Here is a 26,990-nt window from a genome sequence, read left to right on the forward strand (position 1 = left end):
AATTTCCTCTTTCAATTATATCTTTTCTTCGACAAAATAGGAGGATTTCCTTCTAAAAAACCAATCATTTTAGTATACCATACAAAATTCTCCATTTGTCGCGTTTTGTTCTACCTTCTACAGAAAATAATTTACTTCGGCCATATCCTCTAACAGAAAAAACATCTCCTGGATAACATTCATACGAAGTTTGCTCCACTGTTTTCCAATTGACTTTTACTAAACCATTTTTTATGAAAGGTTGTACTTTCTGTCTAGATAAATGTAACATTTCAGCTAACATAACATCTAAACGAAGTGAAGAAACCGTTCCAGATTTCTCTCCCCACGTTTCATGTATCTGTAGAATTTTTTCTCCTTGCACTGACGCTAAAGAGACTTTTACTTTCCCTATTGATTGTAAGTTCATCTCAATATACGATACAATTTCTTTCGCAACTACAATTTGTGCACGATTTTCTCGCAGCAAAATATCACCACATTTTTCTCTTGTTAAACCAAGAGACATAAATGTACCTAATATTTGCCTATGTTCTAGCGTATAAAACTTGGAAGGATAGTCAATTTCTAATACTTCTACTTGAAATTCTTCTTCATTTAATTCTAGATAGTCTGGATAAATAAGTGCTCTTTTACGCTCTGCATTAGGCGTTGCACCACCAAATTGCACAGCAACATCACCTTGTCCTATTACCATAGAAACAATTTGTTGTTGCCTAGGATCAAGAAAATCCGTTAACTTCACTTGATGGTACTCCGCCGCTCGCTTCCACTCTAGCACTTTATCCACAAAGACCTCCTCATCAGGCCTAAAATGTTCGTAGATGCTCATGTATTTACCTTCTTACTATAAGAAATAGCTTAATAAACTGAACAAACCAGTTTTAGCAAGTTTCAACGCAAAGATTGCAACGATTGGAGAAATATCAATCATTCCAAGCGGCGGAATAAAGCGGCGGAATGGTTCTAAATACGGTTCACAAATACGTGCCAGGAACTCTCCAAAAGATGATTCCTTTGCACCAGGAAACCATGATAGGAGAATGTAAATAATAAGTGCCCACGAGTAAATCTCGATAGCATAACTTAACACTATAAAAACTGTTGTCATGGCGTATTACCACCTCTTTATATTTGTTTCTTCTTCTTCACCGAATAACTCTGAAATTGCACCAACAATATCTACATTTTCAGGTGTACACATAAATGTTTTCGGTCCTATTTTTTGAATGTCCCCGCCTATAGCGTATACAGTACCACTTAAAAAGTCAACGATACGCACCGCTTGATCAGTAGACATTCTCTGCAAATTAATTACAACAGCTCGTCTACCTTTTAAGTGGTCCGCAATCCCTTGCGCTTCCGAATATGTGCGTGGTTCTAATAAAACAACTTTTGAAGATTGTTTTGCTGTTTCAATACTAACAACATTTTGCTTCGGTTGTGCTTTCGGAAACGTAACGTCTTGTTGTTCTGGTGGATCTTGCTGCTTTTTCATGTCTGTTTGCTCCTTTTCATAACCATATTGAGCTGCTTCTTTTTCTTCCGGTGTATCAAAAAAGAAGTATTTTACTTTTGACCAACTCATAATAAGATTCTCCTTCCTTTTACGCTTTTCCTACTAAAATCGTTCCCAAACGAATATATGTAGCCCCTTCTTCAATTGCAATCGTGTAATCGTTGGACATTCCCATTGATAATTCTTTACATGGCGCATGTAATAACTCTAGCTCCTGCACCTCTGTTTGCAGCATACGTAATTCCTTAAAACAGCATCTGATTTCTTCCTCTTCTTCTGTAAATGGAGCCATCGTCATTAGTCCAACCACTTCAATTTTATCGAATTCTTGCAAACTTTGAATAAAAGAAACAACCTCTTCTATTGCCAATCCTTGCTTCGATTCTTCAGATGAGGTTTTCACTTGAATAAAGCATTTTACTTTCTTATCAGCACGTTTCTGAATTTCTTTCGCCAGGGAAAGACGATCTAACGAATGTAAATAATCAATTTCATTAATAATTTCTTTTACTTTTCTCGTTTGTAATGAGCCAATAAAGTGCCAATTAACTTTTGAACCGAAATGCTCGTATTTCTGTAAGAAACCTTCATTTCTATTTTCACCTAAATCGATAATTCCAGCTTCAATTACTTCGTTTGTTTTTTCAATCCCTACAGTTTTTGTAACTGCAACAAGTTTAATATCTTGCAACGAACGTCCAGCTCGAGCGCAAGATTCTTTAATAGCTTCGTTTACAATTACTAAATTTTCTTGTACTGTCACTTGCTTCCTTCCTCCTTAAAACCTATGAAACTCAACATTCTTCCTGTCTTACCTTGATCACGACGATGAGAGAAAAATAGTTGCTCTTCACAGCTTGTACAAAGAGATGACATTACAATATGCTCTTCTTTTATGCCTGCTTGTACACATAATATACGATTAATTTCTTTTAAATTAATTGCGTACTGCCCGTCAGAAATTTTTTGATGAGGAACAGCACCGCTAACTACTTCCTGTGCTGCTGTTAATACACGATCATCCACAACATAACAACAAGATCCGATCGACGGCCCAATTGCAACATGAATTTCATCACTTGAAATACCTTCTGCATCCCACTTTTGAATCATTTCCTTTGCAATCTCTTGTACAGTGCCTTTCCATCCAGCATGCGCAAGTCCTATCATACCATGTGATGGTGCATAAAAATAGAGCGGAACACAATCCGCGTAACAAGACGTTAACAGAACATCTTCATTACTCGTATAAATGCCATCTGTTTTTGAAATGCCGTCCTCATATGAATAGACGCCACTTCCCTTTTCCTGTTGCCCTACTTTTTCAACATGATGAGCATGAACTTGTTCAGAGCAAATCCAGTTTTCTAATGGTTTTTGTAACTTATTTGCTAAAATGCGTCTGTTTTCATGAACGTTCTCCACGATATCATTCACATGTAATCCTAAATTCATCGTATGAAAGGAGCCCGTACTTATCCCACCATCTTTTGTCGTAAATCCAGCAGTAATGTTTCCAAGTTCTTTCCACGCTTGTAAATACAGTATACCGTCCACATATTTAAATGGTTCTCTCATAATAAAGCGGCTCCTTTTAATTAAAATAACAGAAAAAAGCATGGTACTTCCTGTCTATTTTACCATACTTTTATTTTTTCATAATCCTAACAGAAAAAAAAGAGGAATTTGTAATATTCTTTATGAAATTGTCGGTGTTTGTATTGATTCTGTTACAGTATTAACAGGATTTACTCTTACAAGTATGACATCCTCTCCAATCTTCACAATTTCCTTCCAAGGAATTACAATCTCAACATCTTTTCCAAAAATACCTAGCATACGTGTCTGTTTGGAAATAATAACAGAACAAACTTTCCCTGTGTTCATATCAATTTCAATATCTCCAATATTCCCAATCCTTTTTCCATCTGAAATATTTATAACATCCTTCATCTGTAACTCTGAAATTCGTATCACCATTTTTATCCTCTCCCTTATATGACGAATTGGAAACTGTTTCTCATATTTACAGGAAGCCACCTATACGAAACACCATACTAGTTTCATTATATGAACACTAATCCCCTACTATGAGCACAAACTATATTACATATAAAAAGGTCTCACCATAATTGGTGAGACCTTATCCTTGAATCGTTTTATTCATTTGTTTAATGGCTGACTTCTCTAAACGTGATACTTGCGCTTGCGAAATCCCAATTTCTTCTGCAACTTCCATCTGTGTCTTTCCTTGGAAGAAACGTTTTCTAATAATCATTTTCTCTCTATCATTTAAACGCTTCATTCCTTCTTTCAATGCTAATTCTTCAACCCACTGCTCGTCCTTTTGTTTTTCATCACTTAACTGATCCATAACAAAGATAGGATCTCCTCCATCATTATAAATCGGTTCAAATAATGAAACTGGGTCTTGAATCGCATCTAAAGCAAATACTATCTCTTCATGAGTTACTTCTAGCACTTTTGCAATATCCATTGCTGTTGGTTCTTTTGAATTTTCTGCAATCAACTTTTCTCTTACTTGCAAAGCTTTATACGCAATATCTCGCAATGAGCGCGATACGCGAATCGGATTATTATCACGCAAATATCTGCGTATTTCCCCAATAATCATCGGCACAGCATACGTTGAAAATTTTACATTTTGGCCTAAATCAAAATTATCAATTGATTTCATAAGTCCGATGCAACCAACTTGAAATAAATCGTCAACATATTCTCCTCTGTTATTAAATCTTTGGATGACGCTCAGTACAAGACGTAAGTTTCCATTCACTAATTTTTCTCTTGCGCTTATCTCTCCACTTTGCATTTCACGAAATAATTTACGCATCTCTTCATTTTTTAATACTGGAAGTTTAGCTGTATCAACACCGCAAATTTCTACTTTGTTTCTCGTCAAAGTGTTCCCTCCTATCGGGAGTTGCTGTACAGTGTAAAGTATTTCCTTTGAAGGGGATTTTATGCATGTGGTTTTTTCACGATTTGTTATTTAAATTATCTTTCCTAATACAACTAAATAGAATAAGACCAGCCTACATAACGGCTGGTCTTATTCTTTACACCATTTTATTAAATTCTTTTCGTAATCTTTTTATAATTCTTTTTTCTAAACGCGAAATGTATGACTGTGAAATCCCAAGCATATCAGCCACATCTTTTTGCGTCTTTTCCTCTCCTCCAGCAAGCCCAAACCGAAGTTCCATAATTTGTTTTTCACGATCATTTAATTGGTGTAATGCTTTCATTAAAAGGTGACGATCTACAGTAGCTTCTAAATCTTTTGTAATAATATCATCATCTGTACCTAACACGTCAGACAATAACAGTTCATTCCCATCCCAATCAATGTTTAGCGGTTCATCAAAAGAAACTTCCGAACGATTTTTGTTATTTCGACGTAAATGCATTAAAATTTCATTTTCTATACAACGAGATGCATATGTTGCTAATTTTATTTTCTTTTCCGGATTAAATGTATTTACAGCTTTAATAAGGCCGATTGTTCCTATACTAATCAAATCTTCAATATTTATCCCTGTATTTTCAAACTTTCTTGCTATATATACAACGAGCCTTAAGTTACGTTCAATGAGTAATGACCTTGCTGCCTGATCTCCTTTTGGCAATTTATTCAAAAGAACTTCCTCTTCTTCTTTTGTTAACGGTGGTGGCAACGCTTCGCTTCCACCAATATAATAAATTTCATCGGTCTTAATTCCTAATTTCAGCAATACTTTATACCAAAGGTATACTAAATAAAATTTTAATTTCATCATATTATCCCGCCTCTCATTATTAAGCGATCACCATTTTTTGTGAAATCAACATTTTTGGATGCACAATACATTGATACTCCCCATTAGTAGACAGCTGTTGTGTATTTAATCCAATTAATACTTTGTTTACAACAATAGAACTACCTTCATGGTCAACTTGCACACTGTCAGGCTTAATTGCCCACAAAAATTGACTCTCTACTCCTACTGCACGGAAAGGAATTAAGCGTAATTTGGTCGCCCAACCAGAATCATTTTCTGGTATTTGAGGAATTTCTGTTTTGGAATAAATTTGCTCTGTTAACCAAGATGGTAAGCAATGTTCTAATGATGAAACATGCATAATCATAACGGGTGTTTTTGTTAATGGGTCGTAAAGTTGGTTCCCACTGTCAATAAGGCCTGCCAGTTCTAGTTCTTCTTCGGCTAATTGAATTTTTACTTTCACAATTTGATCATAGTGTATTTTCGTGACCTCTACGCTTTCAATACGCTTTTTAGAAAAATAATAAATTACTGGAAAACCAAAAATAACAAATAACCAACTAATTGGATCACCGTAAGAAATTGACTGAGATTGAACCAATCCATTTACCATTTCATTCGTTTGCAAAAAGAAATGAGTTCCAATTAATCCTCCGCCAACCATAAAGGTTACAAAGTAAAAAGTAAAAACAGTTTGTGCATAATTTCTAAATGTTGTAAACCCAAATGCTGTATACACAATAAGTAACGAGTACAGTAGTTTCATAATTGGATGTGTCATCATAGAAGCAAAAGGAGTAAAGGCAAAAATAACAATAGTTGAACCTATAAATGCCCCTAGCACAAGCCTCCATCTTTTGATTTTCTTTTTTAACACGGTAGCTGTTAATAAAAGCAAAAGAAAATCAATGCAGGCGTTTAACAACCAAACAACGTCGGCGTAAACAACCAAACAATTCACCTCTTTTTTCAAGTTGAGACTAGTATAATGCATATCCAATAGGAAAGTGTGTCAATTTGCGGAGGTGTTTTTTTGTTATTTTGTGATTTCTAGACATAATCTGTCGGTAAAAAATAAAAGTACAAATTCATAGAATGATATACTCTTATTTTCACCAACAAAATATATTGAAATATACGAAATAAAAAAAGACCTGCTTAGCAGGTCTTTTCCATTTAAAAAACAAAAAAGGAGCATGAAAGCTCCTTTTTTTATCGTCTACGACGGTTACGTAAAAATGCTGGAATATCGATATCATCTGAATCTGAATGACGCTCATGTACAACTGGCTCTTCACGCTTCATTTCGCGTTTTACTTCACGCTGTTTTGAAGGTTGAGCTACTGGTTGTTGCTGTTGTTGCGTGTGGTTCGCATTCGGACGGATAATTGGTTTTGGTGGTTGAGTTGCAATGCTATCATCAAAACCAGTTGCAATTACAGTTACAACGATATCATCTTTTAATCCTTCGTTAATAACAGAACCGAAGATCATATTTACTTCTGGATCTGAAGCTGAAGCTACGATATCTGCCGCTTCTTGTACTTCATATAAGCTTAAGTTAGCGCCACCCGTAATGTTCATGATAACACCTTGAGCTCCATCAATAGATGTTTCTAGTAATGGACTTGAAATCGCTTTTTTCGCAGCTTCTGCAGCACGATTTTCCCCGTTACCAGAACCAATACCCATTAAAGCAGAACCTCTATTAGACATAATTGTCTTTACGTCTGCAAAGTCTAAGTTAATTAAACCTGGCGTTGCAATTAAATCCGAAATACCTTGAACACCTTGACGTAATACGTTATCAGCTTCACGGAATGCTTCTAACATTGGCGTATTTTTATCAACAATCTCTAATAAGCGATCATTTGGAATTACAATAAGAGTATCTACATTTTCTTTAAATGCTGCAATACCAGATGCTGCTTGCGTCGCACGCTTACGTCCTTCAAAAGTAAATGGACGTGTTACAACACCAACTGTTAAAGCACCTAATTCTTTTGCAACTTGAGCAACAACTGGAGCTGCACCAGTTCCAGTTCCACCACCCATACCAGCAGTTACGAAGACCATATCCGCACCACGAAGTGCTTCTTGGATCTGTTCTTTACTTTCTTCTGCAGCTTTTTTCCCTACTTCAGGGTTTGCACCTGCACCAAGTCCACGCGTTAATTTTCCACCAATTTGCATTTTTGTTTCAGCTTTTGATAGATTTAACGCTTGTGCATCAGTGTTCACAGCGATAAAGTCTACACCTTGTACACCGTGTTCAATCATACGGTTTACAGCATTGTTTCCGCCACCGCCGACACCGATAACTTTTATATTCGCTAATTGATCTTGAGTAGTATCAAACTCTAACATGTCGAAATCCCCCTAGAACCTCATTTTTCGTGTCCAATTTTAATCCCATAAATAACGGAATACACGTTTTACTTTTGACATCATGCGGTCATCATTTTGATTATTATTGTTTTGATTACGAGTTTTTTGTTTCGCGGGTTGCTGTTGTACCGGCGTTGGTGCTGGTGCTGGTACTGGTTCAAAATGCTCTTGCTTTTCCTGCACATTTTTCCCACGTAATTTAGCTTTTTGATAAGAATGTTTAATTAATCCAACTCCACTTGTATATTGGGGCTCACGCACACCAATATAATCAGGAGTTGCTACACGAACATTTTCATGTAAAATATCATATGCAAGATCAAGAACACCTGGCATAGAAGCAATTCCGCCAGTTAGTACATAACCAGAAGCCACTTGCTTTACTCCTAACTTACGCACTTCATCTTGAACAAACATTAAAATTTCCTCTACACGAGCCTCTATTATATCCGATAATTCCAACTGAGAATATTGTTCTGTTTGGTCGCTTCCCATAATAGGAACCGTAAACATCTCTTCTTCAGATGCTGTATCATAAAAAGCATGTCCATATTTCAACTTAATTTGATCTGCATTTTCTGTTGAAGTTTTCAACCCAATCGCAATATCTTTCGTTATATGGTCTCCACCTAATGGTAATACGCTCGTCGCTTGTAACTCTCCATCTTTAAAAATAGATAAAGTTGTAGATCCTCCCCCCATATCAACAAGGGCTACTCCTCTATTTTTTTCATCTGAAGATATAGCAACTGTTGCAGCCGCTAAAGGTTGAAGACAAATATCAACAATTTCAAGACCTGCTTTTTCTACACAACGAAGTAGGTTATGTAGTAAAGTTCTCGAGCCTGTAATAAGTGTACCTTCCATTTCTAATCTTACACCGATCATCCCGCGTGGATCGTTAATCTCGTCAAGACCGTCTACGATGAACTGTCGAGGTACCACATCAATAAACTCACGTTCTGGAGCAATTGACACAACTTGTGCTGCATCTAGAACGCGTAAGACATCTTCATTCCCGATTTCACGATCTTCATTTGAAACAGCGACTACTCCGTGACAAGGAAGTAGCTGTACCTGGTTTGCATTGACACCTACTACAACTTGCTCAATGTGGATTCCCACCATACGCTCAGCTTGTTCAATTGCTTTTTTAATTGATCGAACAGTCTCATCTATATCAACTATCGATCCCTTCTTTAAACCATTTGATTTTACATTTCCAACACCAATAATGTTTAAGCTGTCATTAACCATTTCACCAATGATGACTTTAACATTGGATGTACCGATGTCAAGACTAACATATATTTCATTGCTGTTCATTCTTTGGCACCTCCTTCTTTATTTATACCATACAACTCAATATATGGAACAACAATCGCAACTTTACTATTTATAAGAAAAATATTCAACGTCTTTATACGTTTCCCTTTTTTAACCCTATATTTTTCTTATTTTTATTTAGCATTCAATTAAGAATATCGCAGTAAACTATGAATAACTGCTTATCTTGAAATAATTCTATTTCGAGTGTAAAGTTTACCGCCAAGTATAAGTCTACACTAAGATGTACTCATAGAAAAGTGAAACTTGTACCAATACTAGTATGAATCTAAGAATTTTTACATATTTTTCATCAAATGAACCATTCTTCTAAATTCATATACATATAACAGAACATTCGTTCTGTTTTTTTCTGCTATAACCAGCGAAAACTACCATTCTATTCTTTTTTTTCTTCCACACCTAATTCTTTCGTATATGCACCTACTTCTAAGTCAATTAATACCTTCTTACCTGGCTCAATTGTTTTTAAAATAAGCGGATAGGTTTCCATACGTTTTGCGAAATTTCGAATCGTAGTGCTCACTTCATAACCCTCATTCATATATAAAGTAAGATGATCTTCATTCGCATTCGTTGGTGAATAGCGAATTTCCGAAATAGATTTTAAAATAGCTGGTGTTAATTTTTCTAGTTCAGTGATTAACTCCTTCATTTTCTCTTCTTTAAAAGGTTCAAAAATCGGTGCTGCAACAGGAAGTTTTCCATTAGGTAGTACATCAAGCGTTTTTCCATTCTCTAATAACGGTTGTAATTTTCCCTCTTTATTTATATAACCAATCGTTAAATATTCTTCGATATGAATATCAATCTTGTTTGGAAAACGTTTTTTTACATTTACTGCTTTAATTTCTTTTCGCTTCGTTAAGTTTTCTTCAGCTTTATGTGCTGTCACTCGGAAATAACTTGTATCATATGTCACGCCCGAATCCTTCATTACTTGTTCATCCGTCATATAGTGATTTCCAAACACACTAATCTTTTTTATATTACTAAGCGGAGACCGAAAATAAATTAAAAAGAGCACTAATAAAAATAAAATTGATATGTATAAAATCAATCGATGATTAACATTTTTTTTGTTTTTTTTCTTTTGATTTTTCAATTTTGGTACACGATCTTGTAGTTTAATCACTTTACTATTATTCATGTACGATCCCCCTATGTAACATAAAGAACGGCATGTTCCTCATGCCGTTCTTATCTTCTTATTATAACATAAATGATAATGAGCGGAATGAATAACCGTTATCTTCCAATGATTTCTACTTCTGTGTGCATATCTACATCAAATTTATCCTTAATTGTATGTCTTATTAATTCAATTAAGGACAATACATCTTGCGCTGAAGCTCCCCCGGTATTAACAATAAAATTGCCATGCATTTCAGAAATTTGAGCTCCACCAATCCTATAACCACGAAGCCCTGCTTTTTCTACTAAATCTCCTGCAAAATGTGGGATTGGATTCCGAAATACACTTCCTGCACACGGATAATTCCATGGTTGCGTTTCACGGCGGTAATCTTTATTATTTTGCATGCTACGTACAATTTCTTCACGTTTTCCCGCCTGTAATTGAAACTCCGCCTCTAAAACAATACCAGGACGTTTCGTTTGCAATACAGATGCCCGATAAGAAAACTCCAGTTCTCTATTCGTTAACCAGTCAATTGTACCGTCTTCAAACAGAATGAGAGCCTTCGATAATACACTCGATATATCTGATTTATGTGCACCTGCATTCATATATACTGCACCACCGACACTTCCTGGAATACCGCTTGCAAACTCCAATCCAGCTAACCCTTGACGACTAAGTAAAGTTGACAATTTAATAAGAGGATATCCACTACCAACTCTTACCTTATGTTTTTCGACCTCTAAGTGATCTAATCCTTCTCCTAAACGAATAACAACACCTTCTATGCCTTGATCAGATACAAGAAGGTTTGAACCGCGCCCAATTACAGTCCACTTCGTTTTGTATCGCTTTACTAACTGTAATGTTTTTTCAATACCGGCTACATGCTTTGGCACAATTAAAATATCCGCTGGTCCACCTATTTTCATAGTTGTATAACGTGCTAACGACTCGTTAACTAAAACACGACCAACGTCTGCTTCTATAAGCTCATTTACTAATTGTTCCATAGACAATCTCCCCCATATTAAGTCTCCTTATGACAATAATATGCAGGGCGTTCACCTAACGTTATCCCTCTATTTACGGGCAGTACGACTCCTAAATCAAAATTCGGTAGAAACAAAGAAAGTAGGCGGAATCGGGATGCCCGTAAATATCCGATTAGTGAAGGGTAATAATCAATGAGAGAGAATCACTCCCCACTGATTAAAGCCTCACTTTATTTTTTTACAAGCTTATTCATTACTTCATACAGCTTATTTGCTGCATCTGGAATACCTAGTTGCTTAGCAGCTAGCTTCATATTTTGTAATGTTTGTGCATCTAATAAAATCTCATCAATATCACGAATAAGTGTTTCAGCTGTTAAATCTTTTTCAAGTAACATTTTTGCCGCTCCTTTATCAACAACTGAACGTGCATTCTTTTCCTGATGATTATTGGTTACATACGGACTCGGTATTAACACACTTGGTTTTCCTAACGCTGTTAATTCTGCAAGTGTTGTTGCCCCAGCCCTTGAAACAACAAGGTCTACACCAGTTAGTACCTCTGGCATATTATGAATGAACGGCTTAATAATAACATTGCTTGGGTTCCCTTTTTGCTTAACGGCTTCCATCACTTTGTCATAATGTACTTCACCTGTTACATATAGTATTTCGTAGCTTTTGTTCCCAAACTGTTCAATTGCTTCAACGAAGGCATCGTTAATCGGTCTAGCCCCACGACTTCCACCAAATATAAGTACAGACTTTTTAGGAAGAGAAAGCCCAACTGAACGTTTCCCTTTCATTCCATTTTGATCCATTACCTCTGATGCCCGCGGATTACCTGTCATTACCACTTTTGACTCTGGAAAATGCTCTATAGCTGCTTCAAAACAAACAGCAACTTTATTTACATAACGGCTTAAAAATTTATTCGTTACACCTGGTACACTATTTTGTTCGTGTACAATAGTTGGAATACCTAATTTGGCTGCAGCGTATACAACTGGCCCACATACATAGCCACCCGTTCCAATTACGATATCAGGATTAAAACGACGAATATATCGTTTACTATCCTGTACACCTTTTAGAAAACGCATTACTGTTTTCACATTATCTAATGATATTTTTCGTTTAAATCCACTTATAACAATAGATTGAAATGGTACACCTGCTTTTGGAACGATTGTACTCTCTAGTCCATTTTCCGTACCAATATATAAAAATCTTGCTTCTGGATTTAACTTTTTTATTTCTCTAATTAAAGCAAGAGCTGGATAAATATGACCACCAGTACCCCCACCACTCACTAATACACGCACTACTAACTCCTCCGCTTCTTATTTCCATTATATTTATTTCTATATACATATTGCATTTTTACACACATACGAAAAACCCTGTCTTATAAACAGGGTTTAGTAGCGAGAATGGCGACTTATATTTAATAATACACCTACTGCCATTAACATTAATGTCAAACTTGATCCACCATAACTTAAAAACGGCAAGGTAATACCCGTAACAGGCATCAGTCCTGTTACAACACCAACATTAATCATTACTTGAATCGCAATCATCGCCACAATACCTACTGCTAAAAACGTACCATATAAATCTGGCGCTCCTAATGCGATACGAATCCCGCGCCATAATAATAGACTAAATAATAATAACACAAATGAACCGCCAATAAAACCTAATTCCTCGGATAAGATTGCAAATATAAAGTCAGTTTGTGGTTCAGGTAAATAAAGGAATTTTTGTCTACTTTGTCCAAGTCCAAGCCCAAATAATCCACCAGGTCCAATTGCGAGTAATGATTGGATAATTTGAAATCCACTTCCGAGCGGATCTGACCACGGATCTAAATATGATGTAATGCGTTTCATTCGATACGGTGCTGATGCAATTAACCCTATAAATCCTGCTACACCAATCAAACCAAACATTGCAAAGTGAAAGACCCTCGCTCCCGAAATAAATATCATAATGATACATGTCCCAACCATTACCGTTCCTGTCCCAAGGTCTGGTTGTAACATAATCATCCCAAAAGCAAGAAACACAAAACTAAGTGCCGGTAATAAACCACGTTTAAAAGATGTAATCAATTTTTGCCGTTCTGCTAAAAACTTTGCCAAGAAAATAATCATCGCAAACTTCATAAATTCTGACGGTTGAATCGAAAATGCACCGATTCCAATCCAACTTCGTGCTCCTCCTCGAACAAGACCTACTCCAGGAATAAGAACGAGAATAAGAAGAATGAAGCAAACTAGCAAAATCACTTTTGAATACGTACGCCACACCCAATAATCAATTTTCATAATAAAAAACATAGCTACTACACCAAGACCCGCAAACAGTAATTGTCTTTTTGCAAAAAAGAATGAGTCCCCCATTTTATAAGAGGCCCAAACTGCACTCGCACTATAAACCATAATCATTCCGATTGTCAACAATGAAAGTGTTACGATGATGAGAATAAAATCAGGCGTTTTCTTCATTACCCACAAACACCACCTCTTTAGGCAGAACCTTTTGCCCTATGTAACAAAACATCAGTAGGTGTTAGCCTACTGATGTTTTGATTTACTTTATATAAGTTTATGCACAGCTTGTATAAAAATGTCTCCTCTTTCTTCAAATGTTTTAAATTGATCCCAGCTTGCACACGCTGGAGAAAGAAGAACGACATCACCATCTTTAGAATGAGCATAAGCTTTCACCACTGCTTCATCTAAAGTATCGACACTTTCAATTATATCTAATCCCGCTTTTTCTGCCGCTCTTACTAGTTTAGGAGCTGTTTGTCCAAATGTTACAATCGCTTTTACATTTTTGAAATACGGAATTAGATCATCGAATTCATTTCCTCGATCAAGCCCACCTGCTAGTAACACAATCGGTTGTGTAAACGCAGATAGCGCTTTCTCAGTCGCTAACATATTCGTTGCTTTTGAATCATTATAAAACTTACGGTTGTTAATCGTTGTTACATATTCCAAACGATGTTTTACACCCGTAAAACGTTTTAACACGACCGTAATTGCTTCATTAGAAGTACCTAATAATTTCGCAATACTCATCGCAGCTAAAATATTTTCTAGATTATGTTGACCAGGTAAAACGATATCGCTTACTTCAACAACTTTTTCACCTTTGAAATAAAGAGCGTTATCTTTTATACACGCGCCATCTTCAATTTCTTTCGTTGTCGAAAACAGGATTTTTTGACCTTTAGAATACGCAGACAAAGCCATCACATCTGCATCATCCGCATTTATTACACTATAATCATTTTCTGTTTGATTTTTAAAAATATTTGCTTTCGCTAAACCATATTCTTTCTTCGTCCCATGATAATCTAAGTGGGCCTCAAATAAATTTAAAAACGCAACAATTTTAGGTTGGAACAATTCTACTCCCATCAATTGAAACGATGAAAGTTCTGTAACTACAACTTCATTTTCTTTTGCATCCTGTGCTACTTCACACGCTACAGTTCCAATGTTCCCTGCAATTACAGGATGCTTTTGTCCTTCTTTTAGCATTTCAAATGTCAGCATTGTCGTCGTCGTTTTACCGTTAGACCCCGTAATCCCAACAAATGGTGCTTCTGAAATACGATATGCTAATTCAACTTCCGTAACAATCGGAATTTGCTTTTCTTTTGCAGCAACTAGTATTTGATTAGAATACGGGATTCCTGGATTTTTTACTACAAGAGAAATATTTCTCTCTAATAATTCTAAAGGATGGCCACCGCATACAACGTCCATTCCTTTTGCTTGTAATTCTGCAGCAAGTACATTCTCTGCTAAAGGCTTTCCGTCATTTACAATAACATTTGCCCCTAACTTTTGTAACAATGTAGCTGCTGCATAACCACTTTTTGCAATGCCTAATACAAGAATATTCTTATTTTGAAATTCAGTTACAGTTTTCAATTACATCCACACCCCGATATAAATTCCTAACACAGCTAATAAAAATCCTGCAGACCAAAACGTCACAACAACACGCCACTCTGACCAACCACATAATTCATAATGATGGTGTAATGGACTCATTTTAAAGACACGTTTTCCTGTTGTTTTAAATGAAATGACCTGAATGATAACCGATAAAGTTTCCATTACGAATACTCCGCCAATAATTACAAGTAGCAATTCTTGTTTTAATAAAATCGCTACAGCTGCAATGGCTCCACCTAAAGCTAATGAACCTGTATCTCCCATAAACACTTTTGCTGGATTCGCATTGAATACTAAAAATCCAAGTACAGCTCCTACAACTGCCATACAGAATATCGCTACTCCAAATTGCTCTTGTGCCACAGCAATAATACTAAATGCTCCAAATGCAATAGCAGCTGTTCCTGATAATAAACCATCTAAACCGTCAGTTAAGTTAACTGCATTCGATCCACCAATAAGCATAAATAGTACAAGTACAAAATACGCCCAACCTAATTCAAACTTAACATCCGTTCCTGGAATCATGATGTATGTGTGGAACGCTTGCCCTTTTCCAATTAAAAAGAATGCAATAGCAATAACAAGCTGACCTACTAATTTTTGTTTTGATGTTAAACCAAGATTTCTCTTCTTAACTACCTTTATGTAGTCATCTAAAAATCCGATCAATCCGTAACCAAATGTCACTAATAGTAATAACGAAACCTCTGCACCTAAATGATTAAACTTAATCGCCATAATAAGTGAAGTTACCATCATAGATACGTATATGACGATACCACCCATTGTCGGTGTCCCTGATTTTTTTTGATGTGACTTCGGTCCCTCATCACGAATACTCTGTCCGAACTTTAATTTTCTTAAAAATGGAATAAACAATGGCGAAAGGGCAACAGAAATTAAGAATGCTACCCCAGCCGTTACTAATAAACCTTGCTCAAGCACATGTAGTCCTCCTCTCACGTTGTTACTCTTCGTTGTTTAAACGCCCTGTAATTGCTTCTTTTGCAACTTCACGATCATCAAAATGATGAACTTCTTTACCAATAATTTGATACGTTTCATGACCCTTACCAGCAATAATAATGATATCATCTGCTTTCGCTTTAGCGAGTGCATGGTGTATCGCTTCTTTTCTATCAATAATCACTTCATAATTATTTCCACGTGCACCATGTACCATATCATCTAAAATAACCGCTGGATCTTCACTTCTTGGATTATCTGATGTGTAAATTGCATGAGTTGCATATTTTGTTGCAACACTTGCCATTATCGGTCTCTTCGTCCGGTCCCTATCGCCGCCACAACCAACGATACAATACACATCACCTTTTGCAAATTGTTTTGCAGTTTTTAATACATTTTCTAAACTATCCGGCGTATGTGCGTAATCAACAATAACTGTATAATTTTGCCCTCCATCAACAACTTCAAAACGCCCTGGAACCCCAGCTAGTTCCTTTATAACAGCAATGATTGTTTCTAATTTCACACCCGAAACAAGTCCTGCTGCTGTTGCTGCAAGTACGTTATATACATTAAATTTACCTATTAATTTCATCGTAACATTTACACTTTCATACGGTGTGACAAGCGTAAATGTAGTCCCGCCACTCGTCATAACGATATTTTTTGCCATAATGTCACTTGTTGTATCAATACCATATGTTACAACTGTTGCTGCAGTACTTCTCATATACTCTTCTGTTACATTATCATCGCTATTCAGCACAGCGTACTTTTCACGATTATGATTATAACTATTGCCAAGCTGTGCAAATAGTAACCCTTTTGCATGTTTATATTCTTCCATCGTTTTATGATAGTCTAAATGATCTTGTGTTAAATTCGTAAACACCGCTACATCGTAATCACATCCGTGTACACGACCAAGATCTAACGCATGTGACGAGACCTCCATTACCGTGCTGTCCACACCTTGTTCAACCATTTTTGAAAACGTCTGTTGAAGTGTTAGTGCATCTGGTGTTGTATTTTTCACCTCAAATGTTTCATCACCGATTTTCATATTAATCGTTCCAATTAGCCCTGTTTTATGACCATGTGCTCGCATAATCTCATCCATAATATGCGATGTTGTTGTCTTTCCATTTGTACCTGTAATTCCGATTAAATGTAACTTGTGTGTCGGTTGACCATAAAAATAATCAGCTAAAACCGCTAACGAACGAAAAGTATTTTTCACAAGTACAACTGGAACGTCAACATCAATTGGTCTTTCCGCAACAATAGCAGCCGCTCCTTGTGCCGCTGCTTGCTTAGCAAAATCATGGCTATCAACCGTATATCCTTTCATACATACAAATAAGCTTCCCTCTTTCACTTTACGTGAATCAGCTTCTATAGATGTGATTTCTGGATTTTCTTTTGGAACAACTGGAAAATCATGCAAACATGATACAAGTGTATGCAACTTCATTTCACTAAACCCTCTCTACATTGTTTATTTATCTTTTTTCAGTAAGCAACACATTACCTCCTATATAAGGAGGTAAGTGCTACTGACCTATTTATGAATGAGACACTTACTGTCTCAAATTAAGTAACTGTTCTATAAAGAACTCACTTCCACCAATTGTACCATAAAACGTACTATGTTACCTTTAATTCCCGAAGTAAATTCTAATTTTTGAGCCTTCTTTTACTTTAGCTCCCGCTTCTGGTGATTGTTTAATTACTTTCTCTCCATCTCCACTTATATCAAGCTTCAAATCGACGAGTTGTGTTTGTAAGTCTTTCTTTTTCATTCCAATTAAATTCGGAACTTCTACAGTTGGTGTATCGCCCCATTTATATTCTTTCTCAACTTGTTCTTTTCTCGGTTTCACTCCCATAACAGGAAGCGCATCTCGAAGGATATTCCCGACAATTGGAGCTGCTACCACTCCACCAAACTGTGTAACCCCTTTTGGATTATCAACAGCTACATACACAACAATCTCTGGATCATCCGCTGGAGCAAATCCGATAAAAGATACTATATAATTATTCTCTAAATATTTACCATCTTTCACCTTTTGAGCAGTACCCGTTTTTCCACCTACACGATACCCATCAATATAAGCACCTTTACCAGAACCTTTCGCTACAACATTCTCTAATGCATAACGAACTTTTTCTGAAGTTTCCTTGGAAATAACTTTTCTTTTCTCAACAGGTGTCTTTTTACTAACAACTTGATTATTTTTCGGATCAATAAACTCCTTAGCTATATACGGCTGATACAATGTTCCACCATTTACAGCCGCCGCTACAGCTGCTACTTGTTGAATCGGTGTAACAGAAACCCCTTGGCCGAATGAAGTTGTTGCTTGCTCTACTGGACCAACTTTATCTAAATTAAATAAAATCCCACTGCCTTCACCTTGCAAGTCAATTCCAGTCTTCTGCCCAAAACCAAAGTTACGAATGTATTTAAATAATCGGTCTTTACCAAGGCGATCACCAAGTTCAATAAATCCCGGGTTACATGAGTTTTGAACGACTTCTAAAAACGTTTGACTGCCATGACCTCCTGCTTTCCAGCATTTCAATCTAGCTCCACCTACTTCAGCTGCTCCATCATCATAAAACGTATCCTTCTCTAAGTCTACTAAATTTTCATTCAATGCTGCAGCTAATGTAATGATCTTAAATGTTGAACCAGGCTCATACGTACTCCATACAGGTAGATTTCTGTTATACACTTCTGGAGAGACACTTTGAAAATCCGCTGGGTCAAAACTCGGTCGACTAGACATGCCTAAAATTTCACCATTTTTAGGATTCATTGCAATCGCAATCATACCGTCAGGAGTATAAGTTGACTCCGCAATATTCATTTCTCTTTCCATAATCCTTGTAATACGCGCATCGATTGTTAATCCTAAATTTAAACCAGCTTCTGGTTTTTTGAAATCATCACCAACATTAGGCATCCTTTGTCCTTTCGCATCTGCAAAAAAACGCACATGACCTTTGTCCCCATTTAGCTCTTTATCATAATATTTCTCTAGTCCCATAAGACCTTGGTTATCGCTACCTGCAAAACCTAATACATGTGATAAAAAGTTTCCAAATGGATAGTACCGGATAGAATCCTCTGCGATATACACGCCCTTCAAACTTAATCCTCGTACTTCTTTCGCTTTGTCATGTGATATTTTCCTTCCGCCTTTATCTAACCTTACAATTGATTCTTTTTTTGTAATCCTTTTATAAATCTCATCTTTTTCCACACCTAATACTGCAGCTAACTTCTCTGCAGTCTCTGCTGGTTTTTCAATTTGCCTCGGTACAACAAAGACAGTTGGAGCACTTTTATTCGTGGCAAGTTCCACACCATTTCGGTCTAAAATTTTCCCACGTTCGGGTTCAAAAGTAATATTACGACTCCATGAATCTTTCGCACGATCCGTTAACATATTCCCAAGAAAAAATTGCACATATCCAAGACGAATATCGATAATAGTGAAAATAAGTATACCTGATATAAGTATAAAAATAAGTCGTTTTCTAACTGTTACATTTGATACACGCATATCGGAACAAGCCTCCCTTACGCCTAGCTTGTTCCAATATATGCTTGTACTTATTTAATTAGAACTTATTCTCTTTTACCATTACGGCTTTTCTGCTTCTTGCTGTGGTTCGAGTGGCGGTACGAGTGTGACACCTAATTCTGTACCAGGTTGTAATAATGTTCCTTCCGCCACACTTTGTTCTGTTACGTATCCTGTACCAGAAGGTTTCAAGTTAAGCTGTAATGTCTTCGCTAAATTCATAACATCACGCAGTGCCCATCCTTGTATATTTGGCATTGTAGGCTTATCTCCTACCAAGAAGACTCGGTCGCCTTTTAATGTTTGTTCAGTCGCTTTTGGTACTTGTTGCTGTACTTTCCCTTCACCTAGTACGATTGGACGAAGTTTTGCTTTATCAATCGCTTTCCCCGCTTCAGCCATCGTTTTACCAGTTACATCTGGAACAGTAGTTTGTTGTTCTTTCAGATGTTTTTTCGGATCTTTCACTTCATTTGGCTTAATCTTTAAATACTCTAAACTATTTTTTGTTACATATTTAAAAATATCAGCTAAAGGTTGTGCACCGTTCTCATCATCTTTTAATTTCGGCTGTTTAACAGCTACATACACAACAAGTTGTGGATCGTCCATTGGTGCCATACCTAAGAATGAGAATATATAATTCTGTCTTCCTGTCATATAGCCCCCTTTTCCATCCGGAATTTGCGCTGTACCTGTTTTACCACCAACTGAATATCCATCAATTTTATAAGCTGTCCCTGTACCTTTCGGAGATGTAACAACACGTTCTAATAACTGTCTTACTTGCGCTGCTGTTTCCTTTGTAACAGGTTTTCCTACTTCTTCTGGCTTATGTTCTAATTTTACTTTGTCTGTTATTGGGTCTACAATTTTATCAATTGCATAAGGTTTCATCATTTTTCCATCATTTGCAATGGCCGTTGCAGCTTGTACAAGCTGAATTGGTGTTACAGTGGAACCTTGTCCAAAAGCTGTTGTCACTTGTTGTATTTGCTGATCAAATAAAATTGTATTCGATCCTTCACCTGATAAATCAATGTTCGTTTTTTCATCTAATCCAAAACTATGAATATATTTTCGGAAACGTTCTGGACCAAGTTTTTGATCTCCTAAAATTGCAAACGCTACGTTTGAAGAACGCTCTACCCCTTCATCAAACGTGATAGAGCCCCAACCAGCACCGCCGTTATGATCTTTTATTTTCCTATTTCCGACTTGATATGTCCCAGATTGATAATAATCTTGTCCTTTGTACACACCTTCATTAATAGCTGCCGCTAACGTGAAAATTTTCATTGTTGATCCAGGTTCAAATGCATTGGCAATTGCGTCATTGAAGAAATATTTAATTTGGCGATCATTAGGGTCATAACTAGGTTTAGTAGACATCGCTAATATTTTTCCGGTTTTCGGATCTGCAACAATCCCTATTAAACTTTCTGGCTCATATTGCTTACTTGCTGCTTTCATCGCATCTTCTAAATAACTTTGGACACGTTGATCAATTGTCAAATACGCGTTATCTCCATTTTTAGGTGCCTTTACATTAACTTTTCCACCATCAAGGGACACACCTTTACGATCACCTGTATATGCTACTTCTCCATTGGAAGCACTTAAGTATTTATCCAAGCTTTTCTCTATGCCAAATTGACCTACCGAGGTTCCATTCTCATTTGGTTTTGCATGACCTATAACGTAAGATGCAAAATCACCGTTTGGATACACCCTTGCATTTTCTGTAATAAAAGATATTCCCGGCAACTTCAACGCTTCTATTTGTTCCTTCTTTTCTTTCGTCAAATCCTTACCTAACGTTCCAAATTCGACTTGACTTCTACCTTCCTTATTTAAAGAAGCTAAAATATCCTCTTCGCCTTTTCCAAGTACTCCTGCAATTTTCTTTGCAGTATCTTCTTTATTCTCAACAGAGTTAGCTCCTTTTAGCGCAGCTACTATTTTATAAGAGTTTGCGTCTTGCGCTAACACATGACCGTTTTGATCATAAATAGTTCCTCGGTTCGCTTCAAGAACTCCTTTTTTACTATGCTTTTGTTTAGCAAGTGCATCTAAATCCTGATTATGAACTGTTCCTGTTGATTGTATGTAAAAAAATCGGGCTAATAACAGCAAAAAGAGCAGGAGGAAAAATATCATAAAATAACCTGCTCCCTTATTGGTATGAAATTTAGTCATATTCTTCTTCATCGTTCCTTCACACCTATTGCCTTATTTGAGGCCTTTCACATTATTCGCATTAATTTCTAGCCCGTGTTTTTTTGCAACTTCAGCGATTCGTTCATAGCGACTTAACTTCTCTACTTCAGCTTGTAATTCTTGATTTTCTTTTTGCTGCTGTACAATTTTTTCTTCTATCGTCGCTGCTTCTACATTAACTTGATAAAGGCCTGCTTTATTTCCAATAAACGCGACACAGGCATACAATAAAAAGCCAATAAACGCTACATACAACAGTTTTTCGATTCTTGTAATTTTCGCTTTAACCTTCGGCTTAGCCATCTGCTGTGGGGGCGTTTGAATTTGCACCTCTTCTTGCGCTTGTTGTTTGTACTTTACAGCTAAATTAGTCATACCTCTCTCTCCCTTTTATCGTTTTTCAGCGATTCTCAACTTCGCAGAACGCGCACGATTATTTTCTTCTAGCTCTATATCAGAAGGTAAAATCGGTTTTCTTGTAATAAGCTTTAATTTCGGCTTAAATTCATCAGGAATAATCGGTAATCCTGGCGGCAATTGTGGCGTTGTACTATTTCGCTTAAACGTTGTTTTACAAATACGATCTTCTAATGAATGGAATGTTATAACACTAACCCTTCCACCTGGCTTAACCATCTCAATAGCAGATTCCAATGCTTCTTCAAATACTTTTAATTCATCATTTACAGCTATACGAATTGCCTGAAACACTCGCTTAGCAGGATGCCCACCCGTTCTACGAGCTGGAGCCGGAATACCTTCTTTAATTAGCTCTACTAATTCTCCTGTCGTTTCAATAGCTTTATTCTCACGATAAGCTTCAATTTTTCTTGCAATTTGTTTTGAAAATTTTTCTTCACCGTATTGGAAGAAAATCCTTACAAGTTGTTCATATGACCAGCTATTTACAACATCATACGCTGTTAATGGGGCATCTTGATCCATCCGCATATCTAGCGGTGCATCATGATGATAACTAAAGCCTCGTTCTGGTGTATCTAATTGTGGGGATGAAACACCTAAATCAAATAAAATACCGTCTACTTCTGTTATACCTATTTCCTGCAGTTTTTCAGCTAAATAACGGAAGTTACTCTTTACTGTTATAAACTGTTCACCGTATGAAGAGAACTTTTCTTTCGCGTTTTGAATCGCTATCTCATCTTGATCAAACGCTATTAATTTTCCACCTTCAGTTAATTGGGATAATAAATAAGAACTATGTCCTCCTCCCCCCAGTGTACAATCTACATATGTACCATCTGGCTTTATATCTAAGCCGTCTACTGTTTCCTTTAAAAGCACTGTTACGTGTTTAAACATTGTTGCACCTACTCTTTTTCCAATTAATTATGTTGAATGTATCCCTTCCTCTAAACACATATTTCACGCTTAGAGAATGAAATAATACGAAAGAACGACTCATTTAACTTACCAACAAAGGCAACATACTATACAAATCGCTATTTTCTTTTATTATATACTAAATTTTATCATCTTTTGCGGGAATTTAAATAAAAAACTGTCGAAAAAGCGAATAATACGTTTACATTTTGTGCTATTTTGTCATATATTTAAGTATCCAGCACAATTACCATATCCAACATTTTTTGATTGATAATTCAGAAAAAAAATCACTTCACAGTAAATTCAACGGAATAAAAATAAAATCCTGCTCCAAAGAGCAAGATTTTATAGTTTTATAACATGATGTTTTCCGTCCCAAGAAAAAGGGTTTTCCATTACACGATCAACGAAATCCAAACCAAACTGATTTAAATAATAACATACATTCCACACACGTTCTTGTGGTGCACCTAATGGACGAAGTGCGAATTGTATACGACGGAATTTATTTAGCTGAACCTCATACTTTTTCTCAACATTTCTTTTCAACATTCTTTCCAGCAGTTCAATTTGTTCATTAATTTTCAATTCGTTTTTCCCTGCAAACGCACCTAACCCTGGCTCTATTTTCTTTACAAATTGCTGTAAAGATGTATGAATATCAGCAATTTCTTTTTTCGCCTTTTCAAAATGATCATCAATCGGTTCCTCTATTTGATTGGACAACCAGTTTTCACGCAATTTATCGACATCATTTAAAAATGGATCACTTTCTCTCAATTGCAAATCAAATAAATCTGTCGCTATATCTCTCTCCATATAAGTAATTGTAAGACGAGGAACGACAGGTGGCATTTGAAAACCGACAGTATGGAATACTTGTTGTAATTCACTCCAATAAGCTAATTCTCCTGGACCTCCAATAAATGCGAGCGTAGGAAATACATACTCTTGCATAAGAGGACGTGTTACAACGTTATTACTAAAACGCGCCGGATTTCTCTCCATCTCTTCAATCAACTCTTCGTATGAAAAGGAATGCGCCCCATCCTTTCCAACAAACTTACCTTGATGCTCTTCAAGCAATACTCGTTCATTATTTATTTCCATGAATATATGCACTGCATGAGACTTCGTTTCAATAATCGGTTTGTATCCTAGTTCTTTAATTACTTCCTGCTGATTTCGAAGGCCCTCTTGTACCTCTTTATACTTACTTATAACTCGCTTAAAAAATGGAATTTCTAACTTTCTTAATTCAGGATGATGTGAATCAACAAGGATTAAACCAGAATTAGCAAAGATTTTCGTAATAAGATGAGCAAAGAAATCTACATACGTATTCGATTTTTTCAAAGCATCATCAACAAATTTTAATACATCCTTCGTAAAATTTGTTTCTGGGTATGTTTTAAAAATCTCTTCAATCCAATTTCTACAATCTTCAACAGAAAGTTCAGACTCAGAAGCACTCGCCTTTTTCGGATTACGGTCATAAAAAATTGTTTTTTTCAACTTTTTATTTTTCGCTACGAAAGTATGGTTAATCTCATCCATATCATGATCTTCACCCGCAATCCAGAAGACAGGGACAACTTTAACTCCTAAACTTACTTCCTTTTCCTTTGCAAGCTGTAAAATTGAAATAACTTTATGAATTGTATAAAGCGGTCCAGTTAATAACCCCGCTTGTTGTCCAGCTATAACAACATATGTATTTTCATCTCCAAGCGCTTTTACATTTTGAATTGTAGATTCTCCCGCTTGTAATTTTGTATTATATTCTAATAAATGCGCTACTAAATCTTGGCGGAAAAACTCCCTTTCACGCAAATCATGTAAACGTTGTTTAAAAGCATCTTCTGTTAACACATAATCAAAACATGACTGTATCTCTTTTTTACCGTTCATATAGTCCGCTACAACACCTTGTTGCGGAACAGAGATTTCTTTTATCTCCATATAATTCTTCCTTTCGTATCCAGTTCTCTCACCAATCCACATTGTAGTCAATGTTTCACGTAAAAGCAAAGAATAACACTTATACTCTTGTTTCTAAACCTTTTATTGCATCGAACAAAAATTGAAGTGTCGGAGCTGTTCGTTGCTGTTTCTTAGCTTCTTCTAATACATATCCAACAATCGCATTAATTTCCGTCTGTCTATTCGCTCTTACATCCGCTAACATAGAGGATGTATTACGAGACGTTCCTTCACACACATTTCGTACCATTTGCCATATCATTTCTTTTTCTCCTCTAATAAGAAATGCGACCTCCTGGAACACTTGCTCCATCATTTGATAAAAAAAACGATTCGTGATTAATTCACCATTCTTAACTCCCAATAATGCTGTCAACGGATTGATACATACATTTACTACTAATTTTTTGTGCATAATCTCTTCCCAATCCGTTTCTATTTGAACTGGAAAATAAGCAACAGGAAAATAATTGAATATTTTTTTAAAATGTATAGATTGACCACAAACCACTCCAAATTTTGTTACCCCTATCCCAGTATGATGAACGATATGCCCTCCCTCTTTTTTCGCACCATGTTCTACAATACCAACAGCTATATTTTCACTCCCTATGTTCAGCATCTTTTGAAGATGCGACATTCCGTTTTGCAAAAAGATTAATGATGATGCCCCTTCCACAAACGGTAGTATGTCATCTATATGATATTGCTTCACAGCAACAAATATATAATCTAAATTTTGCGCTACCATACTTTCTATCGGTAAAACAGATGGATATACTGTTTCACATCTTCCATCTCTAATACAAGTTACACCTGTTTCCTTCAATTCTTCCGCCTGCTTAGCCGTCCTAGTAAACAACGTAACATCTTGGTTATTTTTTTGTAAATAAAATGTATACAATAGACCAATAGCACCTGGTCCGACAATTCCAATTTTCATTTTCACACAAGGAATTCACATTAAGTGCCCTTGCCTTCCCCCCTTTATATCTTTTTAAAGCACATGAGCACGCCCTATAATTCCGCTGTCCTTTGCCCAACAAATACACTCTCATTTTTCACTATGTATGTACTACCTATTAATACGCTTCTACTCTTAGTTTAGCAAATCCTCAAAAAAATAAAAAAAGAAATATACTATCTTCTTCATAAAAATAAAAAAATGAGTTATAATATTATTGTAAATATTTTTACTTTTCTGCATTCAACGAGACAAGAAAAGGATGTGATGTAATGGGATTCCCAAAAGTTGAGCGCTTGCTCATCAATTATAAAACGTTAGATGAATTCAAAAAATTTAAAGGGTGCGGAGCCCAGGAACTATCTATGCTGGAAGAATTACAAGCAAACATTATTGAAAACGACAGTGAATCTCCATTTTACGGTATTTATTACGGTGGATCACTAATTGCACGTATGAGTCTATATATGAAAAGAAATGGCGGAGAACCATTCGAAATTACAGGTCCCTACCTCGAACTTTATAAACTTGAAGTATTACCAACTTTTCAAAAACAAGGATTCGGGCAAATGCTTGTAAATCATGCGAAACAAATGCAATTCCCTATTAAAACGATAGCACGTATTCATTCAGCTGGTTTTTGGGATAAATTAAATTTCAATCCCGTATCAGTAACTGATGGAGATTTTTATATTTGGCATCCAGAAGCAAATTTGAATGCGGTTACAAATGAAGAATCAGCTTAAGAAA

25 protein-coding genes are annotated in these 26,990 nt (G+C 36.2%); 1 reads left to right on the top strand and 24 read right to left on the bottom strand.

Going from position 1 to position 26,990, the window contains the following annotated elements:
• Nucleotides 1-64: 64 nt before the first annotated feature.
• From BAQ53_RS18285 to panE, 24 genes are all read right to left on the bottom strand, one after another.
• Complete coding sequence (locus tag BAQ53_RS18285) at nucleotides 65-832, bottom strand: YlmH family RNA-binding protein (RefSeq protein WP_046946431.1); 768 nt, start codon at nucleotides 830-832, stop codon at nucleotides 65-67.
• Nucleotides 833-847: 15 nt separating this feature from the next.
• Nucleotides 848-1,111, bottom strand: coding sequence for a YggT family protein (locus BAQ53_RS18290; protein ID WP_000214233.1), 264 nt, complete (start codon nucleotides 1,109-1,111; stop codon nucleotides 848-850).
• Nucleotides 1,112-1,117: 6 nt separating this feature from the next.
• A complete protein-coding gene (locus BAQ53_RS18295) occupies nucleotides 1,118-1,588 on the bottom strand; it encodes a cell division protein SepF (RefSeq protein ID WP_000119129.1) in 471 nt (156 codons plus the stop codon).
• Nucleotides 1,589-1,607: 19 nt separating this feature from the next.
• A complete protein-coding gene (locus BAQ53_RS18300; RefSeq protein WP_046946430.1) occupies nucleotides 1,608-2,282 on the bottom strand; it encodes a YggS family pyridoxal phosphate-dependent enzyme in 675 nt (224 codons plus the stop codon).
• Complete coding sequence (pgeF, locus tag BAQ53_RS18305) at nucleotides 2,279-3,097, bottom strand: peptidoglycan editing factor PgeF (protein WP_001209016.1); 819 nt, start codon at nucleotides 3,095-3,097, stop codon at nucleotides 2,279-2,281. Before pgeF ends, BAQ53_RS18300 begins: the two co-directional genes overlap by 4 nt.
• Nucleotides 3,098-3,217: 120 nt before the next feature.
• The gene (locus tag BAQ53_RS18310; protein ID WP_000236748.1) at nucleotides 3,218-3,499 is read right to left on the bottom strand and encodes a YlmC/YmxH family sporulation protein; all 282 of its coding nucleotides are present in this window, start codon (nucleotides 3,497-3,499) and stop codon (nucleotides 3,218-3,220) included.
• 163 nt (nucleotides 3,500-3,662) lie between these two features.
• Nucleotides 3,663-4,442 carry an RNA polymerase sporulation sigma factor SigG gene (sigG, locus tag BAQ53_RS18315; protein WP_000197755.1) on the bottom strand — a complete coding sequence of 260 codons (780 nt, stop codon included), beginning with the start codon at nucleotides 4,440-4,442 and terminating at the stop codon, nucleotides 3,663-3,665.
• Nucleotides 4,443-4,599: 157 nt separating this feature from the next.
• On the bottom strand, nucleotides 4,600-5,319 hold the full coding sequence (sigE, locus tag BAQ53_RS18320; protein ID WP_000976948.1) for an RNA polymerase sporulation sigma factor SigE: 720 nt from the start codon (nucleotides 5,317-5,319) through the stop codon (nucleotides 4,600-4,602).
• A 19-nt stretch (nucleotides 5,320-5,338) separates the two neighbouring features.
• Nucleotides 5,339-6,256 carry a sigma-E processing peptidase SpoIIGA gene (spoIIGA, locus tag BAQ53_RS18325; protein ID WP_000261975.1) on the bottom strand — a complete coding sequence of 306 codons (918 nt, stop codon included), beginning with the start codon at nucleotides 6,254-6,256 and terminating at the stop codon, nucleotides 5,339-5,341.
• Between the two features lie 260 nt (nucleotides 6,257-6,516).
• Nucleotides 6,517-7,671 (bottom strand): cell division protein FtsZ, encoded by a 1,155-nt coding sequence (gene ftsZ, locus BAQ53_RS18330; protein ID WP_000888984.1) that lies wholly within the window; start codon nucleotides 7,669-7,671, stop codon nucleotides 6,517-6,519.
• Nucleotides 7,672-7,710: 39 nt separating this feature from the next.
• A complete protein-coding gene (gene ftsA / locus BAQ53_RS18335; protein ID WP_001087557.1) occupies nucleotides 7,711-9,018 on the bottom strand; it encodes a cell division protein FtsA in 1,308 nt (435 codons plus the stop codon).
• 400 nt (nucleotides 9,019-9,418) lie between these two features.
• A complete protein-coding gene (divIB, locus tag BAQ53_RS18340; RefSeq protein WP_001065790.1) occupies nucleotides 9,419-10,189 on the bottom strand; it encodes a cell division protein DivIB in 771 nt (256 codons plus the stop codon).
• A gap of 98 nt (nucleotides 10,190-10,287) precedes the next feature.
• Nucleotides 10,288-11,193, bottom strand: a complete 906-nt coding sequence (gene murB / locus BAQ53_RS18345) for a UDP-N-acetylmuramate dehydrogenase (protein ID WP_208906156.1) — start codon at nucleotides 11,191-11,193, stop codon at nucleotides 10,288-10,290.
• Nucleotides 11,194-11,405: 212 nt separating this feature from the next.
• Entirely contained in the window at nucleotides 11,406-12,500 is a 1,095-nt protein-coding gene (gene murG / locus BAQ53_RS18350) for an undecaprenyldiphospho-muramoylpentapeptide beta-N-acetylglucosaminyltransferase (RefSeq protein WP_001265422.1), read from the bottom strand.
• Nucleotides 12,501-12,596: 96 nt separating this feature from the next.
• Nucleotides 12,597-13,688, bottom strand: coding sequence for a stage V sporulation protein E (gene spoVE, locus BAQ53_RS18355; protein WP_000753519.1), 1,092 nt, complete (start codon nucleotides 13,686-13,688; stop codon nucleotides 12,597-12,599).
• Nucleotides 13,689-13,778: 90 nt separating this feature from the next.
• Entirely contained in the window at nucleotides 13,779-15,131 is a 1,353-nt protein-coding gene (gene murD / locus BAQ53_RS18360) for a UDP-N-acetylmuramoyl-L-alanine--D-glutamate ligase (RefSeq protein ID WP_208906157.1), read from the bottom strand.
• Nucleotides 15,132-16,106, bottom strand: coding sequence for a phospho-N-acetylmuramoyl-pentapeptide-transferase (gene mraY / locus BAQ53_RS18365; RefSeq protein WP_000893057.1), 975 nt, complete (start codon nucleotides 16,104-16,106; stop codon nucleotides 15,132-15,134).
• A gap of 22 nt (nucleotides 16,107-16,128) precedes the next feature.
• Nucleotides 16,129-17,604 (bottom strand): UDP-N-acetylmuramoyl-L-alanyl-D-glutamate--2,6-diaminopimelate ligase, encoded by a 1,476-nt coding sequence (gene murE, locus BAQ53_RS18370; protein WP_000766318.1) that lies wholly within the window; start codon nucleotides 17,602-17,604, stop codon nucleotides 16,129-16,131.
• A gap of 184 nt (nucleotides 17,605-17,788) precedes the next feature.
• Complete coding sequence (locus BAQ53_RS18375; protein WP_001266238.1) at nucleotides 17,789-19,705, bottom strand: stage V sporulation protein D; 1,917 nt, start codon at nucleotides 19,703-19,705, stop codon at nucleotides 17,789-17,791.
• Nucleotides 19,706-19,786: 81 nt separating this feature from the next.
• A complete protein-coding gene (locus tag BAQ53_RS18380) occupies nucleotides 19,787-21,937 on the bottom strand; it encodes a penicillin-binding protein (RefSeq protein WP_000739955.1) in 2,151 nt (716 codons plus the stop codon).
• A 21-nt stretch (nucleotides 21,938-21,958) separates the two neighbouring features.
• Nucleotides 21,959-22,321, bottom strand: a complete 363-nt coding sequence (gene ftsL / locus BAQ53_RS18385; RefSeq protein WP_000182804.1) for a cell division protein FtsL — start codon at nucleotides 22,319-22,321, stop codon at nucleotides 21,959-21,961.
• Nucleotides 22,322-22,336: 15 nt separating this feature from the next.
• Nucleotides 22,337-23,269 carry a 16S rRNA (cytosine(1402)-N(4))-methyltransferase RsmH gene (rsmH, locus tag BAQ53_RS18390; RefSeq protein WP_000472508.1) on the bottom strand — a complete coding sequence of 311 codons (933 nt, stop codon included), beginning with the start codon at nucleotides 23,267-23,269 and terminating at the stop codon, nucleotides 22,337-22,339.
• Between the two features lie 369 nt (nucleotides 23,270-23,638).
• Nucleotides 23,639-25,255, bottom strand: a complete 1,617-nt coding sequence (gene bshC, locus BAQ53_RS18395) for a bacillithiol biosynthesis cysteine-adding enzyme BshC (protein ID WP_000403070.1) — start codon at nucleotides 25,253-25,255, stop codon at nucleotides 23,639-23,641.
• Between the two features lie 79 nt (nucleotides 25,256-25,334).
• On the bottom strand, nucleotides 25,335-26,219 hold the full coding sequence (gene panE / locus BAQ53_RS18400) for a 2-dehydropantoate 2-reductase (RefSeq protein ID WP_002164156.1): 885 nt from the start codon (nucleotides 26,217-26,219) through the stop codon (nucleotides 25,335-25,337).
• Between the two features lie 293 nt (nucleotides 26,220-26,512).
• Between panE and BAQ53_RS18405 the strand changes: the two genes are divergently transcribed.
• Nucleotides 26,513-26,986 (top strand): N-acetyltransferase, encoded by a 474-nt coding sequence (locus tag BAQ53_RS18405; protein ID WP_000506692.1) that lies wholly within the window; start codon nucleotides 26,513-26,515, stop codon nucleotides 26,984-26,986.
• Nucleotides 26,987-26,990 lie beyond the last annotated feature (4 nt).

The sequence above is a fragment of the Bacillus sp. B25(2016b) genome, from assembly GCF_001679765.1.
Lineage (GTDB): Bacteria > Bacillota > Bacilli > Bacillales > Bacillaceae_G > Bacillus_A > Bacillus_A thuringiensis_K.

Coding starts and splice junctions, on each gene's coding strand:
- BAQ53_RS18285 (WP_046946431.1), bottom strand. CDS start 832: ATGAGCATCTACGAACATTTTAGGCCTGATGAGGAGGTCTTTGTGGAT.
- BAQ53_RS18290 (WP_000214233.1), bottom strand. CDS start 1,111: ATGACAACAGTTTTTATAGTGTTAAGTTATGCTATCGAGATTTACTCG.
- BAQ53_RS18295 (WP_000119129.1), bottom strand. CDS start 1,588: ATGAGTTGGTCAAAAGTAAAATACTTCTTTTTTGATACACCGGAAGAA.
- pgeF (WP_001209016.1), bottom strand. CDS start 3,097: ATGAGAGAACCATTTAAATATGTGGACGGTATACTGTATTTACAAGCG.
- BAQ53_RS18310 (WP_000236748.1), bottom strand. CDS start 3,499: ATGGTGATACGAATTTCAGAGTTACAGATGAAGGATGTTATAAATATT.
- sigE (WP_000976948.1), bottom strand. CDS start 5,319: ATGATGAAATTAAAATTTTATTTAGTATACCTTTGGTATAAAGTATTG.
- ftsZ (WP_000888984.1), bottom strand. CDS start 7,671: ATGTTAGAGTTTGATACTACTCAAGATCAATTAGCGAATATAAAAGTT.
- ftsA (WP_001087557.1), bottom strand. CDS start 9,018: ATGAACAGCAATGAAATATATGTTAGTCTTGACATCGGTACATCCAAT.
- divIB (WP_001065790.1), bottom strand. CDS start 10,189: ATGAATAATAGTAAAGTGATTAAACTACAAGATCGTGTACCAAAATTG.
- murB (WP_208906156.1), bottom strand. CDS start 11,193: ATGGAACAATTAGTAAATGAGCTTATAGAAGCAGACGTTGGTCGTGTT.
- spoVE (WP_000753519.1), bottom strand. CDS start 13,688: ATGAAGAAAACGCCTGATTTTATTCTCATCATCGTAACACTTTCATTG.
- murE (WP_000766318.1), bottom strand. CDS start 17,604: ATGAAGTTGCATACACTTGTATCATGTTTGCATGATTTTCCAGTTGTT.
- BAQ53_RS18375 (WP_001266238.1), bottom strand. CDS start 19,705: ATGCGTGTATCAAATGTAACAGTTAGAAAACGACTTATTTTTATACTT.
- BAQ53_RS18380 (WP_000739955.1), bottom strand. CDS start 21,937: ATGAAGAAGAATATGACTAAATTTCATACCAATAAGGGAGCAGGTTAT.
- ftsL (WP_000182804.1), bottom strand. CDS start 22,321: ATGACTAATTTAGCTGTAAAGTACAAACAACAAGCGCAAGAAGAGGTG.
- rsmH (WP_000472508.1), bottom strand. CDS start 23,269: ATGTTTAAACACGTAACAGTGCTTTTAAAGGAAACAGTAGACGGCTTA.
- bshC (WP_000403070.1), bottom strand. CDS start 25,255: ATGGAGATAAAAGAAATCTCTGTTCCGCAACAAGGTGTTGTAGCGGAC.
- panE (WP_002164156.1), bottom strand. CDS start 26,219: ATGAAAATTGGAATTGTCGGACCAGGTGCTATTGGTCTATTGTATACA.
- BAQ53_RS18405 (WP_000506692.1), top strand. CDS start 26,513: ATGGGATTCCCAAAAGTTGAGCGCTTGCTCATCAATTATAAAACGTTA.